Genomic DNA, 20,044 nt, shown 5'->3' on the forward strand with positions numbered 1-20,044 from the left:
TTTTTAGTTCAACACAAAAATGAGCAGCCAGATCAGGCCGCCCATACCTATTGCCTGGTACACAATGGCCAGCCACTTCTGCATATGCTGGTGCTTTTTCTTCTGCGAAAAGAGCATAAAACCAACCAGGGCAGCCACCGCAAAAATCACGATGGTGGCAATCTGCTTTTCAGGTTTATCGGTGATGATGGCAAACAGGATCAGGAGCAACAGCCCCAGAGCAAAGCTCCCGGCATGCAGCATCAGCAGCTTTTTCGGAGCCATCTTCCCCTGCAGCACATGCGACAACAGCAAGGCCCCCACCAGCATGGCAACAAAGAAGAATATTGTAGCGGCAACAGCCATAGTTTATAGGTTAGGTTTATACTTGTTTAATAATTTGTCAGTCTATCTACTGCTCTTCCGGACATCCTTGTCCGGAAGCTGTCTGAAGGGGACTTCCTTGTCCCCGTTTCATGCAAAGCTTAATCCGCAATGCTTGTCATCCCCCTTCCACCTTCAAAGGGGGACTTTTCTCTACTACCTAAGCTTTTAACTTTTATGCTTCGTCGGAGCATTGAGCTACAGGTATAAAGTTCAGTTGCTACAGGTATAAAGTTCAGTTCAAGAATACTCGTGCTGACTTTCCCCCTTTGAAGGGGGTAGGGGGATGATTTACAGCTACGAGCTATTACTTCCCCTTACTCACCTTCCAGAGCACACCAGTAAAAGGCATGGCGTTCATGCCTGTGTCATCAAACTCTACCACACCAAAATCAACAATGTATAATGAGCCATCTTTGCCCCACTCCATTTGCAGGGGGCGTTCCAGGCCGCCGGTGTTTTTTACTGAAGACGGAAGGCTGTTCTTGTTATAGATAAAATCTTTTGCCTCGCCGGTTTTCAGGTTTACCTGCTGCACCTTAAAGCCGGGCCAGTTATACTTTACGCCGGGTGGTGCGTTTTCTTCCTCAGGCATTCCTTTGGGTAGTTTCGGGTGATATTCTTTGCCTTTGAACTCCGGCACGATGGTACCGAACTCCGCCACCAGTATGTCCTGCTCCGGCACGCCGAAAGCGCTGTTACCGAACACCATGCCCTGGGCCGCGCTATGCACCGGCAGTAACGCGATGGGCTGGCGCGGTTTGTCTTTTCCCTTCAGCAGCTTGCGGTGCGTTTCCTCAGTCAGTACAAAATCCCATATCTTATCTTTGCCACTAAAGCGTTCGTCTGTAATAGGTATGCCGCTGAAGAAATCTGGCCAGCCGTACCATTCGCCCTGCACCACTTCATACACCGGCTCGTAGTCGAAGTATAAACCGCGCGGCGGCATGGGGTTGGCGCTGTTCATGGTAGTGATGAGTTTGCCATCCGGTGAAAAACGGTAGCCGAAGCTGGAGCGTAATCCCCAGGCAATGCGCTTGATATTTTTGCCATCCAGGTCGCAGCTGAAGAAGGCGCCGTTGCAGATCTCCTGCCCTTTTATCACCTGCCCTGCGGTTGTCTTTTCACCGAGCTTTACGTACACGCCCGTCTCCAAAGAGTCCGCGTCCACAATGGTCATTTTATCGGTGGGCACCCAGAAGTTCTTGCCTGTCAGGATAATGTCTTCCCCGGGAATTTCCTTAGCCTCAGGTTTATTAAAATCGTTGATCACCTCTACCCAATGTTTCTCCTGTACGCCTGTATTGCCTTGTGTGGACAGGAAGAAGTACATTTTGTTGTCTTTGAAAATCGGCTTGGCATTCAGGAATTCGCCCCAGGATGGCAGGCCGTTGATGATGGTCTCAAACTCCCCCGACTCGAGGTCGTAGGTGGAATAGCGGCTGCGGTGGGAGATGTACAGTTTACCGTTGTAGTAGGTTACGCCGGTCAGCGGCGGTATCAGGCCCTCTTCCATGTCTTCGGAAGAATCCTTGCTTTTGATGATGTTCATGGGCACTACCTTGTCGTAGAGCACTTTGGTAGTACCGTCGGGCAACAGCTGAAGTATACGTGCCTCCGGTGCCCGATCCGGTTTGGTACCGTACGTATGGCCGCCTGCCTCGGCTATGTATGTGTTGCCCTTGTCGTCGAAGGTTACGTCCACGGGGTAGCTCAGGCCTTCGGCAACGGCTTCTATCTTCATACCTGCCGGCAAGGCAATGGCCGACGGGTCTATTTTTCTCCGGCTTTCCTGGTGTACCTCCTGCACCGCCTCCGCTTCCTCATCACCGCGTGTCTCTTCTTTTCCCGAACAAGAGAACAGCAGCACAGCAGGCAGCGCCAAAACGTAAGTCAGATACTTTAAACCGGAAACCTCATTTTTTTTCATCTGATAAAATTTGTGTTTTCAACTCACCAATCACCTTTGCGCCTGGGTACATATATTTTTTGCACCATTATCACGATGTTCAAAGGTATACTTAGCACATATGGTTAATGTTACATATGTCTATATCATAGGTACACCCAACACCAGGCATGGTTACTCAATACGGTATACTTTACCCGTTTTTCCGGTTGGCCCTTCTTTCTCATTTCCAAGCAGATACACCTCTCCGCTATTGTCCTGACCGAAGCTTAACAGGTAGTGCCCGAAAGCATTATCTGGCCTGTTCCTGAAGTGCAGCTTGCGGTGCTGCCACGGCCCGTTTTCACCGGATACTTGTGCCGCGAAAATGGCACCGTCCGGTTTGCCATGGTGCTGTGTCCAGACGCCGAACAGGTAGTTTCCATCAAGCCCTTCATACTTCTGCCCCCTGTACACGTAACCGCCCACTCCCACGATGCCCAGGCCTTCCTGCGGGAAACTCATGCTGTTCTTAAACTCTATCACGGGGTCTGTGAACTTCGTGCCCAGACTATCCTCGTCAGGGCAGTCCGGTAAGGGGTTCTTGTTGTCGGCGGCGTTGAAGCAGCTGGTTCCTTCCTTTACATTCCAGCCATAGTTGGCGCCTTTCTTGATCACGTTCATCTCTTCATACAGTACCTGCCCCGCATCACCGGCTATGATCATTCCTGTTTCCTGATCAATGGAAAAACGGTATGGATTACGAAGGCCGTAAGCGTAAATTTCTTTCATGCCGTTGTTGCCATCGGCAAACGGATTATCGGAAGGAATGCCGTACGAAGCACCGCTGTTCACGTCGATGCGCAGGATACTGCCCAGCAGGTTCTGCTTCACGTCCTGCCCGTTGCCACCGTCGTTCTCCTTATACCAGTCACTCACATGGCCGGTGCCGATATCGTTTTTGTTGCCGCCGTCCCCCAGGCTGATGTACAGGTAACCATCAGGACCAAACATTAATGTACCAGCATTATGGTTATCCTGCGGCTGGTCCACGTACATGATCACCTTTTCGGAGTTCGGATCTGCCTTTTCGCGGTTGCTACCTGAAGCTGTATACTGGGCGATCACGCTGGTGTGGTTGAAGTCGTTAGGAGCTCCTTTTCGCAGCGGTGCGCTATAGTAGACAAAGAACCTGCCGTTGCTTTTAAACTCCGGGTGGAAAGCCAACCCCAGCAGTCCGCGCTCCTCATGTTCAGGCTTTAACTTTACGATCTTACTTTTCAGATCAAGAAAAGGCTCTGGCTGTAGTTTACCGTCCTTCACCACACGCACCTCCCCTACCTGGTCAAGTATAAACAGCCTGTCGTCATTGGACGGCTGGGTCAGGAAAACAGGTGAGACAAGGTCGGAGGCGATCAGTTGCAGCCCGACAGAATCCACAGAAGCCTGTTCAGTGGTAGCTGTTTCGGTTGTTTCTTCGGTGGTAGGCGTTGATGTGCAGGAATAGAAAAGCAGCACACCTGCCATGGCATAGAGTAAGTTCTTTTTCATAGTTTATACTTTATGTATTCGTGTTAACCCATCCCCTGAACCCAGTGCTCTCAACTTTAGCTAAAACTGTCATCTCGACGACAGGAGAGATCTTTCTAGAATACTTTCTGCATTAGTTCTGGATAGATTTCTCACTAGATGAGGGTCCCTACCCCCAGTTCGAAATGACACCACAGATAGTTTTTTAATTATGTCAACGGCATTGGTTCTCTACCTTTGCCTACTAAGGTATAAACCCACCCCTAACCCCTCCGAGGAGGGGAAATTGCCCTTTGCGAGACGGACTTTGCACCTTCTGAAGAGGGAATTTGCCTCTATTCCAGGATATTTAAGCAACGGCAACCTGAACTCTTTACTTTAAGCCCCAACCTAACAGCCGGCAGGGTGTAAAGACTGCAAATCCTGGTATTAACTTGCTTTCGGAATGCAAATTCGAAAGCAAGTTAATACTTCTCAAATTGCACTGATAGCTATACTTACAGCTATCAGTACGTTATAGTTACCATACCATGTTTTAAGTATAGCCTGAGGCAATAACATTCCTGGAGCCGGCGGTTTAAACTTGCTTAATCAAAATTGATAACCAGCGTAAATTTACTCTCAGGCTTTTCGGCTTCGAAACGAACGGCCAAATGGTCATAGAAGACAAAGCGTTTGTCAACCGTAATGGCTCCATCATCCTTCGCTTTCCCCTGCTTCATAACCTGGTTGTAAATGGGAATGTCCTTTTCGTCAAACACGGTTAATTTGATACCGCCACCTGAGGATGGCCATTCTTTGACCTCTACGTTTCTGATGTCCATACTTCTGGTGGCTTCGTCTCCTTCCAGGCGTAATGTGGCGTTTGCTTCGGTAAGTTGTATAGATTTCATACTTCTAATATTTAATCGGACATGGGGTGCTCTTTCGTTTCTTGCTTTAATGCTTCCTTTAGTTCGCGCTCTGTAATGCTGCCCCAGTACCTTCTGTACTCCACCTCGTCGGTTGTATGCTGAATAGGTTCTAGTTCAGGAGCCACCTCTAACAGGGCGGCTTCCAGCGCTTCGTAAGGTCTGTAGCCCACAATCAATACGCCCTTGCCTTCTCCTTCACGCTTCATCGTCAGGGCCGGGAACCTGCTTATGTTGTGCAGCCGCACCTGCAACAGGTCTTCCTCAAAAGCTTTGCGTGCTTCCTGGCTTCCCATGCCCTGTTGCAGCCTTTCAAAATCTAGTAGATCACTGTTTTCCTGGCTCAGCTCCTCTCCTATTTGCTGCAGCACCTCCCAGTCTGACACGTCTTTACCGTGCAGCATTACCGCCTCCCGCACCCTCCTTAGGTAAGCCTCTGCCGCCACTGGTGATTGCAGTGCTGCTGCCTTTACCGCAATACAGCCCGGGTAAGATGATTTTGGAGGATTTTCATACCACACCCTGTCTTGTATGGGCATGCCGGATTTATACTTTGCCTCCAACCACAAAGGCCCCATCTGCAGCGGGCGGCTTATACTATTGATCGGGTCCTGAAAGCTGTTCCAGTTAGGAATGAGGCCACCCATGCGGTAGCGCCATTTTATTTTGCCTCGGTACATAAAGCGCAGCTTGCGCCACTGCGGCTCCAGCGCCCAGCTCCAGCAACAAAGAGGGTCGGTATAGAACTCAATCTCTACCGACCCTGCTTCATTTTTCGTTTTTAGTTTGCTCTCTTTGTTAGTCATAAGCCTTTTTTACCCCCAGCTTACATGCTGTTCTGAGGATATTCGCACCATTGGTTTTCTCCACTTGGTACGGCAGCTTTTACTTTTTTGCTACGTTCCTGGCTTAATTCTTTGTCTTTTCGTGCCACACTTTCTTTTGTTCGGTCTGTGCCTCTAGAACCATGGTTTAGCATACCGTTGGTTTCCACCACATGTTCAAATGGCTCATGGATGTACTGCCAGGTTTCCCCAAGCCCTGGGCTCTTGCCTTCGTTCCAGGGGCCTTTGGCATCGGCACCGTTACTCATGTTAAAGTAACTGTTGCTGTAGCGCGGGTCGCTTTGCAGGATGCCTGGCGGGAAGTTTGGCTGTATGGTTTCCAGAGCCGCTTCAAACATCTGGAAGTGCGCCACCTCGCGCGTCATCAGGAAGTTCAGCGTCTCTTTTACATAAGGATCGTCAGTGAACTTCATCAGGTACTCGTACACGATCTTGGCCCTTGACTCCGCCGCAATGTTGGAGCGCAGGTCTACGGTTGGGTCTCCGTTGGCTGTAACGTACGAGCCTGACCACGGCACTCCCTGGCTGTTGGTAACAGTAGGGCCTCCGCCGCTTACTACCAGGAACTGCGGATTGAGCATGGCGTTATGGATGAAGTCTTCTTTCGTTGCCTTACCATCCAACAGCTGCATAATTTCGGCCTGATCGGCTGCGTTTTTCAGTTCTCCGTTTATGCCTCCGAGCAGCATCTGAATAGTAGCACCCACAATTTCCAGGTGGCTGAACTCCTCTGTGGCAATATCCATCAGCAAATCATACTTGTCGGGATGGGGCTGCCGCATGGCAAAGGCTTGTGTAAAGTACTGCATCGCTGCCTTAAGCTCCCCGTTTGGCCCACCAAACTGCTCCAGCAGCAGGCTGGCAAAAGCTGGGTCAGGTCCGGACACGCGTGCGTTGAACTGTAGCTCCTTTACGTGATAGAACATTTGTCCTCCTTTCTTTAGTTTAAACATTTATTCAAGAACTCTTTAAAACGGAGTGCCTAAATAGCAGTTTCCTATATAGGGCAAACAATGATAAAATCTGCGGCCAGGCCTTTTATTTGAAGTGCAACAAGCGCTGCCACTGTAGTATCCTATGCCTTAAGCATTTGGCTCCTTCGATGTGATGGACCTTGCCTCAATAAAAATGCGCTTCACCTCCGGGTGCTGCTCCAGTAATCTCTTTTCCAGGCGCACTATGGCGGCCTCAACCTCCCCAGAGGCAAGTTGGCTTTTAAACTTTATGTCCATAGCCAAGAGAATTTCGAATGGCCCCAAGTGCATGGTTAGCGGTGGTGCGATCCTTTCCACGGCTGGGTCTGCGTTGGCGATGTTACTTATACTTTCTACAGTCAGTTTATTTGCTCCTTCCCCTATTAAAAGACCTTTGCTTTCTACCACCAGGAACACAGCCACACTAGCCAGTATTAATCCGATCGCAATGGAAGCGATACCATCAAAATATGGGTTGTTGAACTGATGACTCAGAAACACACCAAGGAATGCGACGGCCAAACCCATGATGGCAGCTGAATCCTCGAACAACACGGTGAAAGTGGCGGGATCTTTACTGGCTCGTAAGGCACGAACGAAATTCTTATCTACCCTTGTTTTGGAGAAGCTTTTATAGGCTACGGCCCAGGCTATACCTTCAAAAACCATCGCCGCTCCAAGTATGATGTAACTCAGCGTCGGGTCCTGCAACGGGCTCGGGTGGTTTAAATGAGCGATGCCTTCGTAAATAGACATGCCCCCACCAACGGCAAAGATCAGGATAGCTACAATCAGTGACCAGAAGTATAACTCTTTGCCATGCCCGAAGGGATGCGAGGCATCGGCAGGTTTCTGACTTTTCTTTAACCCTAATAGTAGTAACAGTGCATTTCCGGTATCAACTAAAGAGTGGATTCCTTCGGAGAGCATTGCGGAGCTTCCGCTGAAGCCAGCTGCGATAAACTTCATGATGGCGATAGCCAGGTTGGCAGCCAGCGCACCATAAAGCGGAAGCTTTGACGGTTTAACATTCATATAGCTTTATACTTTTGATCAAACATAATTTCTCCCTAGCCTACGGTTATAAGGCAGGAAGATTTACAGCAGCTGCTCCTGCATGGCTAAAAATGAAAGATTATAGCACCCTGTTTAACGTTGCAAGGCGCTGTAAAGGACTACCTGCCATGCCCAATCAGGCTGTGGTATAGCTTACGTGGTTTGAGAACTTCTTACTTAAATACCTTGCTGGCCGGGCGGGTTTGCTTCTGCTATACTTCATACATCGCCCAACTAACAAAACGCTGCTTCCCTGACTCTTGGAGAAACACCCAGGCCGTACCCTCGGCTGTTATGGTCTTTTGCTGTAGTTCATATAATTTGTTTAGCTGTAAGTGCATAACAAAGGCTGAGTATTTATTTCAGACATTGATGCCCTACCTTGTTTTGCATAATTCGGGGCGGTAATCCTTATTTACCCAATTATCGTTTAGGGTTTTAGGATTAAGGAAGTTATAGAAACGGCAGTAACAGAAGGTATTTCTCTAAAACATGAAGGAACACGACCATAAGCATAATCTGCACCAGCAACATAGCCCCAAAGCAAATGCAGATGCAAAAATTGACCGCACGGAGGAAAAGTTGCAGGAAAAAACACTGCACGGCCACGAGCACGCCATGCACAAGGATACTACCTGGCACCCACCGCACGGAGAACACGGGCACGACCATCACCGCATGATGATCGAAGATTTTAAGAAGCGTTTTTGGGTGTCGCTGGTGCTGGCCGTGCCTGTGATCATACTTAGCCCGATGGTGCAGCATATCCTGGGCTTCTCGCTGGACATACCCTACAGCATGTATATTGCCTTTGCACTCTCCTCGATCATTTACTTTTATGGTGGCTGGCCTTTCTTAACGGGTTTGGCAGATGAGGTAAAGAAAGGGGCTCCCGGCATGATGACCCTGATCGGGGTGGCTATAACAGTGGCCTATGTTTACAGCACCGCAACCGTGTTTGGCCTGGAGGGCATGGATTTTTTCTGGGAACTGGCCACCCTGATCGTGATCATGCTGCTGGGCCATTGGATTGAAATGCGCTCGGTACTCGGTGCCTCAAAAGCTTTGGAGTTGCTGGTAAGTATGATGCCCGCAGAAGCCATGCTGATAAGGGATGGGGAAACAGTAAGAGTCCGCATTGAGGATCTTAAAAGAAACGACCTTATACTGGTGAAGCCAGGCGAGAAAGTACCCGCCGACGGAGTGGTTGAAGACGGAGAAAGTCACCTGAACGAAAGTATGCTAACCGGTGAGAGCAAGCCGGTAAAGAAAATGCAAGGCAACAATGTGATAGGCGGATCCATTAACGGTAACGGCTCGCTGCGGGTACGGGTAGAGCATACCGGAAAAGAGAGTTACCTAAACAAGGTGATTAATCTGGTGCAGGAGGCGCAGAAAACAAAGTCAGAGACACAGCGCCTGGCCGACCGTGCTGCCAAATGGCTTACCTACATTGCCCTTACTGCAGGCTTCGGAACGTTAACCGTATGGTTAATTTTAGGCCAGGAGTTCTCCTTTGCCCTGGAGCGCATGGTTACCGTGATGGTTATTTCCTGCCCCCACGCCTTAGGCTTGGCCGTGCCGCTGGTGGTGGCAATTTCAACGGCTGTCTCAGCAAACAACGGGTTGCTCATCCGTAACCGCACCGCCTTCGAGAACTCACGAAAAATCACCACCGTTATTTTCGATAAAACAGGCACGCTTACCCGCGGTTCCCACGAAATCGCGTCAGTTGAAACTTTTAATGGTGTTATGGAGAAACGGGAGATGTTGCGCCTGGCCTCCGGTATAGAGCAGAACTCTGAGCATTTTATCTCACAGGCGATACTTAGGAAAGCGAAAGAAGAAGGTGTAATCGTACCCCCTTCCCAAACCTTTAACTACCTGCCCGGGAAAGGACTGGAAGGTACGGTAGAAGGCAAAGACGTTAAGGTGGTGGGGCCAAACTACATCAAAGAATTTGAGATTGAGGTGCCGGCCAGTACTGCAGAGGAAGGCGTGGAAACTGTGGTTTATGTGCTTCTTAACAAAGAGCCTGTGGGCTACATCACCATGCGCGACCAGATACGGGAAGAATCTGCCGAAGCGATAAGGGTGCTGAAGGAGAACGGCATCAAAAACCTGCTGCTTACCGGCGATAATGAACGTGTTGCCAAAAGCGTGAGCGACAAGCTGGGGATGGACGGCTACCTGGCCAATGTGCTGCCGCACCAAAAGCAGGAGAAGGTAAAGGAACTCCAGGAGAAAGGGGAATTCATAGCCATGACCGGCGATGGTGTGAACGATGCCCCTGCCCTTGCACAGGCCGATGTAGGCATTGCCGTTGGTTCAGGCACAGACGTAGCCGCCGAGACAGCCGATATTATACTTGTGAATAGCAATCCGCAGGACATTGCATCGCTAATATTGTTTGGGAAAGCCACTTACCGAAAGATGATACAGAACCTGATCTGGGCCACAGGCTATAACGTGATCGCGTTGCCACTTGCCGCCGGTGTGCTCTATAGCCAAGGGATTATGGTTTCGCCAGCCGTGGGAGCCGCTTTGATGAGTTTAAGTACGGTGATCGTGGCCATAAACGCACAGCTGCTGCGGAAAGAAATTAAGTAGCGCACTGCAAGTATGCTCCTATCAGGAATCAGGCAAAATGTAATCTCCTTATTTTAACGTTTATATAACTGCGCACCATAAAGCGATAGCTTAGTTCTTTAAAGTATGAGTTCTTACACCGGGTATACGAAATTTGCCTGACAATTAAAGGCCACCGCTTTCGCTTAAAGGTGCAGTTGGTCGTAGGTAGGGATGGTGTACTTCTCGCCGCCTGAGAGCAGGTGCACGCGCAGGCCGCGCACAGAGAAAGGCTCACCAGTACCTATCTTGTATATATCTGTGCAGGTCATATCCATGCCATCCACTATGGTCATCAGTCCGCTGCCAACTACCTCTACTTCCTTTCCCTCGGTTATGTAAGCTGCCGTGTCTTCTTCCAAACCCATGCCGATGCAACCCGGGTTAGTTACGATGCATTGACTCATGCGCACAATGCGCCCCCGTTCTATAAAGTGGGTATCAACAGCCACATTTTTCAGAAACTCCAGACCCGTGGTAATGCGCACATCCCCTTTCAGAAAACCACCATGCGTCATCACTTCATAGATCATGGGCGTAGATAAAGCAGTGGCTCCGGCACTGGTACCGGCTATCAGGATATCGTCGTACGTGAAGCGTTCTTTCATCAGTTGCAGCAACGGGGTACCACCTAAAATGGATGTCAGTCGCAGTTGGTCGCCACCTGTAAAAAAGATCGCCGCAGCTCGCTTAATCACATCATAATGGCTGGGGTCATTGGCATCGTCGCGGGAGCGAATATCCAATACCTCCACACGTTTTATTCCCAGGTTTTTAAATACCTTTATATACTCCCTGCCCATTTCTTCAGGAATAGAAGAGGCAGTGGGGATAACAGCCACTAGCGGGTTATCGCCTTTTATCTCTGATATAAAAAACTTCAGGATTTCCTCACTCTCAAAGTCTATGTTCCGGGATTGCTCATCTTTTAGCGCTTCGCCATTCCCTTTGTTTTCGTGGCCGCCAATGGCTAGTAGGCGCCCCTTTGGCATTGGTGCCCCTTTGCGCTGTTTATACTTGCCCGATACTTTTTGTTTTGCCATTTCCAGCTTCTGATAATCACTTAAACATGTAAGTCAGGGTTTCTTATAACTCACTACCCTGGATACTATTGTATCTGCCTTGATGGGGTTATTTGTAAAGTTCACCCACCCTTCCCGCTTCGACTCCTGGGGAGCAAAAGGAATCTGCAACTGGGCTTTCTCCACTTCTTTCCCGCCCTGCACCAGCACCAACTCAATAGTTACTTCTTCAGCCGTTGCCCCACCTTTATTCTCCAGCAGGATATGATAACGGTTAGGCGCGTTGGCCGATGGATCAGACCAAACCTGTACATACAAATCAGGTGTTGATGCTTTATGCGTAAAAGCCTGATAAGCCAGGTAAACCAATATTCCAAGTACAAGCACAATGCTTAAAGCAAAAACAGACCACTCCAGCCAGTTCTTTTTCTCCTCATGCCGGTTTTCTACAGCCAGTTTCTGGTTATTTCCTGACTGTTCCTGCATTTCATTGTTCTTTTCCATTTCAAAGCATATTTACTTGATCAAGAGGCGGCCTGCAGAGGCACCGAGGGACGAAAGTACGCCCAGCACGATTACCTGCGAAAAAGCTACCCAGAAACTTACGCCATCAAAGCGCCCGAAAAACCACAGTACAAAAGCAGAAGCGCCTAGGGCCGTAAGATAGCTCATGCATGTATCGAAGGTAATATCGTAGAGAAGGTTATTGGAAGATGGCCCTGCGGTTCCCTTAAAATTACTGAAGAACACCACCACCACACTAAGTAAAAGCGAAAGTATAGCCATGGCTAATATATGGGATGGCTTAGCCTCCACAGCTATCAGGATAACCTCTTCGGTAGGCGCTACGTTGCCCCCGATGATGATGGCCCCGCAAAGGCCCAGCACGAAAAGGCCCAGCTTAGAGCCGCGCCCCCTGGATTCCCGCTCCTGTTTCTCTTTTTCCTCCTTTTCCTCCTGCTCCTCGGCCCCTAGCTGAGCTGTACCGATAGACACCCCGATAGAAACGGCCATAGCCTCAATAATAACTTTTCCCATCAGTTCATCGGTACTCATGCCGGTTAGCTGTATCCTATTCAGGGTCAGGAGCACGGCGAATGAGAGCAACAAGCCGATGCCCATCTCTTCCACAGAATCTATAAAAACACTTTCCCAGGAAGCGTCCGGGTGCATGCCGGCAAAACGGTTATAGCCAAGCAAGAGCAGGTAGGTAACGATTACCAGCACGATCAGGTCCACGGGTTTTGCAATAAAGCCGGCCCACCATACCTCCATGGTGTACAGCAGCGGAAAGCTGAACAGCAGCCCTCCTGCAATACCGCGGGCATACTCCTTCAGAGATTTCCGGACAGGCCTTTCGTTTTTATCCTGCTCACTATCAGTCACGTGTTGCTTTTTTAATTTTAATTAAGGATTCCTCCAGCCTTTTTGCTTTGTATCTGAGCTGTGCCTTTGAAGTTGCTACCGTCTACGCCAAAAAATAATTGATAGACTAATAATATTTGTAAGGTTCAGCGCTCTAAATACGAATTGAAAAAGGAAAGGCTACATGCTGGCTGTTTTTTAGGAGATAGGCAACACTTATAAGTATAAATCGCATACACTGATATTTTACACGTAAGAAGTTAGCTCCCCAGCGTGCCTGTTTTATACTTAGATGCAGTGGTGGCTTAGCAATAAAAGTGTAGGGGGAGAAGTATAAAACAACTCCGCAGTATTGAATCACTGGCTTTAGCACTTAAAGGGAAAGGGGCGTCTGGGCTAATGGTCTGGTTAAAGCCTGGCCTTGCTAACGCCCTTGATAAACCTACGAATGCCATCTCCCCGCATGCCTATCACGGCGAAGGTTATTGCTGCGGCTACAGTGAGGGATGTAATGTTTGCGCCGAATGTTACCAGGTGTTCCCATACTTTGTCAGAGGCAGCAAAACCAAATACGGCTTTCAGGCCGAACCAGACTGGGAAAATGGAAATGTGTGCGGTTGCTGCAAGCCCGATCAGCTCCCTTCGCCCTGCATCAACCATAGCACCTAAGGCCGCTGCCACCCCGATAACCATTGCAAGTATAAACCCGGAAAGCGGTGTGCCCAACTCCTGGAAACCGATAGGAGGTTCGGTGAAAAACGCCACACAGGCACCAGCTAGAAAAATCAGGAGCGTAGAAACACACAGCGCAAGTATGCCTTGCCTAAAAAAGCGCCACTCTTTAAGACAAGCGCCCAGCCCAACCGCCAGCATGTGATGATGATAGGGCAGAAACAACAAGCCGGCTATGATCAGGGGCAGCATGTTTTCCACCATGCCATACGCCAGCAATACAGAAGACAGGAAAACGCGGCCCGCCAGGCTGACCGTTACTTTCACAAACTGCCAAAGCTCTTCATACACATCGGTGCTGGGCCTTGCTATCGGATGTGTTTCTTTGCCGGGCGACTCAGACGCGAATTGAGATTCTGACTTTAGAATGGAGAAGGAAAATGTCTGAGGATCAAAGTAAGGCGCAGCCATCAGGTCTTCTATAAACTTTTTAGTTTTAGGCGTGGCTGCTTCAATCTCTACCACATCCAGCATCCTTGCAGCACGGTCAGGGCTTTGCTGCCTGGCCTGTTGAACGGACACCTGGCTTACACCCGAACGAAACGCAACCGCTGCAATATTCTCGCCTTGCCCTTCAGGGGCTTTTACAGTTATTACATGCATACAATCTGTTTTTCCAGGAGCCGCTGCAACTGCATACTTCCTCTAGCGGACCCCATACTTTTACAAATCATACACAAGCTTACTGTAAAATGTTTGCCCGGGGAGTTCGTGTTATACTTAAGCGTATTGCCTTGATTGATAGAGTACATGCCACGATGAGGTTGCTAAACCATCCTTCAGATTACTTAAAGAGCCTCATCGGGAGTACTGCTCAGCTTTGTTAGCTAAGCATTTTTATACTTGCCTGATTAAACACTGCTTTCGTTCTATCTTTCTCCGAACATTGGTTTGCGCTGCGTGTGCCATAGCACCTCATCCTGTAAAAGATGATTCCTGCTGATAAAAACGTAAGTGCAGCAATGAACAGAATAGAGGCATTTATACTTAGCAGGTCTGCGATGACGCCTGTCAGTATGGCCCCGATGGCATAGCCCAGGTCGCGCCACAGCCTGAAGATACCGATGCTTTGTGCCCTGTCCTGCGGGTTTGTGTTTTCTGCCACAGTAGCCAAAAAAGTAGGGTAAACCATGGCTGTGCCCCAGCCAAGTATAGTAGACAAAGCCACAAAGTGCAGCATAGAGCTTGCCCAGACAAGGGCGAGAAGTGCCACCGCCTGCAGCAGCATACCAATAAACAGCATGTTCTTCTTACAGAACGTGTCAGCCATTTTTCCGGTGAAAAGCTGCCCGATGCCCCAAACCGCAGGGTAAACAGCGGTTACGATGCCGATCTGCTCCAGCGTAAAGCCTTTGCCGGCCAGCATGATCGGGAAGATACCCCAGGCCATGCCGTCGTTCAGGTTGTTAATAAGGCCTGCCTGCGTAACGGAGCCCAGGTTGCGGTTTTTCCAGGTGGTGTCCCAGAAGACACTTTGCAGCCTTGGAATAATGCTTGAGGTCGTTTCTTTGGCAACATGGTGGCGTGTGTCCTTCACCCAGAACCAACTCCCGATCAGTCCGAAAAAGACCAGGCCGATACCCAGGTAAAAAGGATAAGGGCGGATGCCGTACTCCCCCGCAATCCAGCCTGTGAGGAAAGCGACGACGGCCACCGCCAGGTAGCCGGCAAACTCATTCAGGCCCATGGCAAAACCGCGCTGCTTCTCCCCCACCAGGTCAATCTTCATCACCACCGTACTCGACCACGTAAGGCCCTGGTTGATGCCGAGCAGCACATTTGCCGCAATAATCCAGCTCCAGTCGGGGGCAAACATCAGTATAAAGGGAATGGGAATACCAATCACCCAACCGGCCACCAGCAGGTTTTTCCGGCCGTAGCGGTTAGCCAGTGCACCCGCGTAGTAATTGGTAAGGGCCTTTACAATACCGAAAACAATGATGAAGGAAAGGATAGCCGTTTTGGCCGCGATGGCGAACTCCTGCTCCGCGATCTGCGGAAGTATGGACCGCTCCAGGCCTACCATGCCTCCCACAAAGCCGTTGATGAGAACCAGCAGCGCGAACTGCCGCCAGTTTTCCTTTAACCCAAGTTTAATGTGCTCCATATCGCTGCTATTTATACTCATAGCAAAGATAACCAGCACATTACCCGATTCTTTTTACATATGTTAAATAATCACCGCTTCGCCCTGATCCTGCTCAGGCTCACCTGTGTAATGCCCAAATAAGAGGCAATGTGCTTGAGGGGGACACGCTGTAGGATCTCGGGCGACTCCTTGATGAGGTCGTTGTAGCGCTCCTCGGCAGTATGGAACTGCAGGCTTTCCAGGCGGTTCACCAGGTTAACGTGTGCCGCCTCAAAGATCTTCCGGAACAGCCGCTCAATCTCCGGAAATGCATCGTAAAGTTTGAAAAGCTTGTTAGCGTCTATAGCGATCAGCTCGGCATCTTCTACAATCTGAATGCCTTTGCGAGAGGGCCTGCCGCTAAATAGGCTCTCCACCCGAGCTACAATGGAATGTTCAAACTCAAAGCTCTCCGTGACGTCAATGCCATCTTTGTAGTAGTAGATACGGGCGATGCCCTTTTTCAGGAAGTAGATTGTTTTGCAGGAGTGGCCGATCGGTTGGAGGTCCTTGTTGCGGGCCATGGAGATTTCGGTGGAAATGGCGGTAATGGCTTCCTGCGCCGCCGGAGAGATGGGGTAAAAGGCCTTGAAAAACTGAAATAACTCGTCCATACGTTGAGGGCAACGATGCCCCATGTTTTAATCTTTTTTGCTACGGAGGGCGCCGTACAGCACCGGGCTGAAAAAACTCAGGTTCTCCAGCACACAAACCATACTGTAAAACTTACCTGGGTCTATCTCCTGTTCCTCGGCCATAGCTGCGATCACGGCATCCAGCGCCTCCTTATACTTCGCCTTAAACTCCTCTTCCGTCATTTCCATACCTCTTTAAGTATAAACTCAGCCTGATAACCTTAGCAGTAGCTTTTTAATTTCATACCGGGTCAATGCGCTACCGGTAGGGCCGGTTGTACTTTGAAATATTTTTTCCGAGCTGCGTCTTTATGGCCCGCGCTCCGTCATCGGTTTGTAATCAAATTTAAGCAAACTAACCATGATGAAAAAATTACTTTTACTGCCCCTGCTGTTCGCCTGGATTGCCGTTGAGGCGCAACATAAACAAGAACCCGCAGCGGAACACTACAAAACCCTGCAAGCGCACAGCACAAGTATAAACCCGGCGCGGAGCTGGATGGATACGGTACAGTACCCGGGAGCGGATTACGGCAGCTCCATTACTTTTCTGCTGGCAAAGCCGCATTACCTTACCGATCAGCAGTTCCGGCAGATAAGCCAAAGCGTTAAGGCCCCGGCCAACAGCTCCGACCAGACACGTTCTGAACTGAATTACCTGCTGGAACTGCAACAGAGACGCACACCCGAACAGGAGAAGCGTGTTGCCATGCTGGGAGAAATCGGGTATTGGCCACAAGTTAACCTCCTGCCGAACCACCCTTTTTACCAGGAGAACCTGAAACACCTGTTCTTCGTGAGCCGGGAGGTGCATGGCGACGGGGTTACAGCGGCCAATTTCCCGGCCATCTCTAAATTACTGCAGGGTGCCATGCAGGACATGCGTCTGATGGAGTTTACCGTGAAGTACCAGCAGTTGCGCCCGCGCCCCTACCACCTGGAGCCACAGCTGAACGCGATGGCTAAGATGAGCTCACCGGCCTTTGCAAGCGGCCATACGCTGTGGGCTTACCTACAGGCGTACATCTGGAGCGAGATAAACCCTGAAAAGCGCGGGGCGTTCCTGGCAGTAGCTGACGAGATCCGCAAATCGCGCGAGATAATGGGCATACACTACCCAAGCGATAACGAGACTGCGCGCCTGCTGGCCCACCGCATGCTCATCGCCTACTTCAACAACAAACAGTTTAAGGCCGACCTGAAAGCTGCTGTTGCAGAATGGGAAGCCAACGCCACTGCACTTCGTACTTGTAAATATAATAGCAGCCGTTTTATACTTTACAAAACCCTACACTTGCAGTCTAATTTGACCTGCTGACCGCCTGCCTTAAAAGCTCTCCTGCAAAACAGGGGAGCTTTTTGACTTTATACTTCGCTTAAAGCCTTGACGCTACGTAGAAACGGCAACAGCAGCAACCTGCATGGAAATTGGGACATGAAAAAACCCGATTTTTAGCGTAATTTGCGAAGGGAAAAGGGCAACAGATACAAGCCCACAGCGGAACGCCCTTTCCTGAACCAAGTGTAAAATCAATGAACACTACGTATAACATGAACCTTAAACAAGCCACAACACGCGCAAGGCGGACACGCCACTCGGTGCGCAGGATGTTTTTAGTCCTATTTCTCTGTACTTTCACCGCGCTGGTACAGGCACAGGTTATCACCTCCCCCGACACAAACTTTACAATGAAGTTTGAGCTGACCAAAAACGGTGAGCCGACCTACCAACTGACTTACAAGAAGAAGCCGGTTATCAAGCAAAGTAAACTGGGCCTGGAGACACAGGACGTTTCTTCTTTTATGGAAGGTTTTACAGTGACAGACACAAAGCAGACCACTGTAAACAATACCTGGGAGCCAATTATGGGTGAGGAGAAAACCATCCGCAATCATTACAACGAACTGCTTGTTACCCTGGCCCAGAAAGACCAGAAAGGCCGCCACATCAACATCCGTTTCCGCCTGTTCAACGATGGCCTGGGCTTCCGTTACGAGTTCCCGGAGCAGCCGGAGCTGAGCTATTTCATCATAAAGGAGGAAAAAACGGAGTTTAATCTTGCCGGTGACCACAAGATCTTCTGGATCAGGGGCGACTACGACACAAACGAGTATGCCTATACTACTTCGAACATCTCTGAGATCCCGCAGTTGATCGAGAAAGCCACGCACGATGTGCACGCCCAGTACCCGATTGACACCCTGTCGGTACAGACACCGTCCATGATGAAAACGGCTGATGGCCTGTACATCAACATCCACGAAGCGGCGCTTGTAAATTACCCGGCCATGCACCTGAACGTGGACCCTAAGAACTATAAAATGAGTTCGCACCTGACACCTGACGCTGTGGGCAACAAAGGCTATGTGCAAACCGATGCCCACACGCCTTGGCGTACCATTGTGGTAAGCGACAAAGCCACTGACATCCTGGAGTCAAGGCTGATCCTGAACCTGAACGAGCCAACCAAATACGAGGACACCTCCTGGATCAGGCCTGTAAAGTATATCGGTGTATGGTGGGAGTACTTTGTGGCAGGCAAGAGCACCTGGGCTTACGGCACAGAGACGAACGTAAAACTGAGCGACGACTTTAACGAGCTGACGCCAAACAACCGCCACGGGGCTACTACCGAAAACGTGAAGAAGCACATCGACTTTGCCGCCAAGCACGGTTTTGACGCGGTGCTGGTAGAGGGCTGGAACATTGGCTGGGAAGACTGGTTCGGTAACTGGAAAGAGAACGTGTTCGATTTCAAAACGCCATACCCTGACTTTGATGTAAAGGAGCTGCAGCAATATGCCGCTGACAAAGGTGTGGAGATTATGATGCACCACGAGACATCGGGCTCTGCCACCAACTATGAGCGCCGCCTGAACGAGGCTTTCCAGTTTATGCAGGACCATGGCTACAGCGCCGTGAAGACGGGTTATGTGGGCAAGATCATTCCCCGCGGTGAGCACCACGACAGCCAATGGATGGTAAACCACTACATACACGTTGCTGAAACTGCCGCAAAGTATAAAATTATGATCAACAGCCATGAGGCTGTTCGCCCTACGGGTGTGCACCGCACCTATCCGAACTGGATCGCGCAGGAGTCGGCACGTGGCACTGAGTTTGAGTCTATGGGCGGCCTGGCCCCGGACCATACCACCATTCTACCATTCACCCGCCTGATGGGTGGCCCAATGGACTATACTCCTGGTATTTTCCAGACAGACCTTTCTTTCTATGGCACCGGCAGCAACCAGCGTGTAAATACAACCCTTGTGAAGCAACTGGCTTATTACGTAACCATGTACAGCCCACTGCAAATGGCCGCCGACCTGCCAGAGAACTACGAGCGCTTCCCAGACGCGTTCCAGTTCATTAAGGATGTAGCCTTGGACTGGGACAACACCTGGGTGCAGGAAGCTGAGCCAGGCGATTATGTAACCATCGCCCGTAAGGCCAAAGGGAAAAACGAGTGGTATGTGGGTGGTGTTACCGATGAGAACGCCCGCACCGCCACCGTACGCTTCGACTTCCTGCCAAAAGGCAAAAATTACATCGCCACAATTTACGCCGATGCAAAGGATGCCAGCTGGAACAAGAACCCGCAGAAATACACCATCCGCAAGGTGCTCGTTAACTCGAAAAGTGTGCTGAAGCAGGCCATGGCGCCAGGAGGCGGTGTAGCCGTAAGCGTGCACGAAGGCAGCAAGCAGGACATGAAAGGCTTGAAAAAACTATAGCCTGGGATGATTCTGAAGTATAGAAAAGCGCGGTGCAGCAATGCATCGCGCTTTTTTGTTTGAGGTAGTTGCCACCACTTATACATTGCGTTGCCGTATCTACAGCTAAGAATGCCTCGCCTTAGTAATGCATAACACGGAGGCAACTACCAAAGCCTAAGCAGGCTTCCTCTCATACTTCAACCAATAAAAAAGGCCGGCTTCTCTGTTGTTCAGAGAAGCCGGCCTT

General features: G+C 49.9%; 17 protein-coding genes. 3 read left to right on the forward strand and 14 right to left on the reverse strand.

The features are described 5' to 3' along the window. Nucleotides 1-3 precede the first annotated feature (3 nt). The 7 genes from OO017_RS12885 to OO017_RS12915 form a co-directional block, all read right to left on the reverse strand. Nucleotides 4-345, reverse strand: coding sequence for a hypothetical protein (locus tag OO017_RS12885; protein WP_266052910.1), 342 nt, complete (start codon nucleotides 343-345; stop codon nucleotides 4-6). Between the two features lie 325 nt (nucleotides 346-670). After that, entirely contained in the window at nucleotides 671-2,293 is a 1,623-nt protein-coding gene (locus tag OO017_RS12890; RefSeq protein WP_266052911.1) for a PQQ-dependent sugar dehydrogenase family protein, read from the reverse strand. A gap of 153 nt (nucleotides 2,294-2,446) precedes the next feature. Beyond that, nucleotides 2,447-3,802 (reverse strand): PQQ-dependent sugar dehydrogenase, encoded by a 1,356-nt coding sequence (locus tag OO017_RS12895; protein ID WP_266052912.1) that lies wholly within the window; start codon nucleotides 3,800-3,802, stop codon nucleotides 2,447-2,449. Nucleotides 3,803-4,368: 566 nt separating this feature from the next. Beyond that, nucleotides 4,369-4,674, reverse strand: a complete 306-nt coding sequence (locus OO017_RS12900) for a hypothetical protein (protein ID WP_266052913.1) — start codon at nucleotides 4,672-4,674, stop codon at nucleotides 4,369-4,371. A gap of 11 nt (nucleotides 4,675-4,685) precedes the next feature. Continuing rightward, nucleotides 4,686-5,498, reverse strand: a complete 813-nt coding sequence (locus OO017_RS12905) for a DsbA family oxidoreductase (protein WP_266052914.1) — start codon at nucleotides 5,496-5,498, stop codon at nucleotides 4,686-4,688. Between the two features lie 20 nt (nucleotides 5,499-5,518). After that, entirely contained in the window at nucleotides 5,519-6,463 is a 945-nt protein-coding gene (locus OO017_RS12910) for a manganese catalase family protein (RefSeq protein WP_266052915.1), read from the reverse strand. 156 nt (nucleotides 6,464-6,619) lie between these two features. Continuing rightward, on the reverse strand, nucleotides 6,620-7,546 hold the full coding sequence (locus tag OO017_RS12915; RefSeq protein WP_266052916.1) for a cation diffusion facilitator family transporter: 927 nt from the start codon (nucleotides 7,544-7,546) through the stop codon (nucleotides 6,620-6,622). A gap of 513 nt (nucleotides 7,547-8,059) precedes the next feature. Between OO017_RS12915 and OO017_RS12920 the strand changes: the two genes are divergently transcribed. Then, on the forward strand, nucleotides 8,060-10,177 hold the full coding sequence (locus OO017_RS12920) for a copper-translocating P-type ATPase (protein WP_266052917.1): 2,118 nt from the start codon (nucleotides 8,060-8,062) through the stop codon (nucleotides 10,175-10,177). A gap of 164 nt (nucleotides 10,178-10,341) precedes the next feature. On the opposite strand, the gene OO017_RS12925 is transcribed toward OO017_RS12920, so the two are convergent. From OO017_RS12925 to OO017_RS12955, 7 genes are all read right to left on the reverse strand, one after another. Then, the gene (locus OO017_RS12925) at nucleotides 10,342-11,238 is read right to left on the reverse strand and encodes a cyanophycinase (RefSeq protein ID WP_266052918.1); all 897 of its coding nucleotides are present in this window, start codon (nucleotides 11,236-11,238) and stop codon (nucleotides 10,342-10,344) included. A 33-nt stretch (nucleotides 11,239-11,271) separates the two neighbouring features. Continuing rightward, nucleotides 11,272-11,721, reverse strand: a complete 450-nt coding sequence (locus OO017_RS12930) for a hypothetical protein (RefSeq protein ID WP_266052919.1) — start codon at nucleotides 11,719-11,721, stop codon at nucleotides 11,272-11,274. Between the two features lie 12 nt (nucleotides 11,722-11,733). Next, entirely contained in the window at nucleotides 11,734-12,603 is an 870-nt protein-coding gene (locus OO017_RS12935) for a TIGR02587 family membrane protein (RefSeq protein ID WP_266052920.1), read from the reverse strand. A 387-nt stretch (nucleotides 12,604-12,990) separates the two neighbouring features. Then, complete coding sequence (locus OO017_RS12940; protein ID WP_266052921.1) at nucleotides 12,991-13,917, reverse strand: hypothetical protein; 927 nt, start codon at nucleotides 13,915-13,917, stop codon at nucleotides 12,991-12,993. Nucleotides 13,918-14,137: 220 nt separating this feature from the next. Then, nucleotides 14,138-15,421, reverse strand: coding sequence for an MFS transporter (locus tag OO017_RS12945; protein WP_266052922.1), 1,284 nt, complete (start codon nucleotides 15,419-15,421; stop codon nucleotides 14,138-14,140). A 71-nt stretch (nucleotides 15,422-15,492) separates the two neighbouring features. Next, a complete protein-coding gene (locus tag OO017_RS12950; RefSeq protein ID WP_266052923.1) occupies nucleotides 15,493-16,056 on the reverse strand; it encodes a Crp/Fnr family transcriptional regulator in 564 nt (187 codons plus the stop codon). A 27-nt stretch (nucleotides 16,057-16,083) separates the two neighbouring features. Then, nucleotides 16,084-16,266 (reverse strand): hypothetical protein, encoded by a 183-nt coding sequence (locus OO017_RS12955; protein ID WP_266052924.1) that lies wholly within the window; start codon nucleotides 16,264-16,266, stop codon nucleotides 16,084-16,086. 172 nt (nucleotides 16,267-16,438) lie between these two features. On the opposite strand from OO017_RS12955, the gene OO017_RS12960 reads away from it, so the two are divergent. Both OO017_RS12960 and OO017_RS12965 read left to right on the forward strand, forming a co-directional pair. Then, the gene (locus tag OO017_RS12960; RefSeq protein ID WP_266052925.1) at nucleotides 16,439-17,395 is read left to right on the forward strand and encodes a phosphatase PAP2 family protein; all 957 of its coding nucleotides are present in this window, start codon (nucleotides 16,439-16,441) and stop codon (nucleotides 17,393-17,395) included. 233 nt (nucleotides 17,396-17,628) lie between these two features. Further along, a complete protein-coding gene (locus OO017_RS12965; protein WP_439651312.1) occupies nucleotides 17,629-19,815 on the forward strand; it encodes a glycoside hydrolase family 97 protein in 2,187 nt (728 codons plus the stop codon). The last annotated feature ends 229 nt before the right edge of the window (nucleotides 19,816-20,044 follow it).

It is taken from the genome of Pontibacter anaerobius (assembly GCF_026241195.1).
Taxonomy (GTDB): Bacteria; Bacteroidota; Bacteroidia; order Cytophagales; family Hymenobacteraceae; genus Pontibacter; species Pontibacter anaerobius.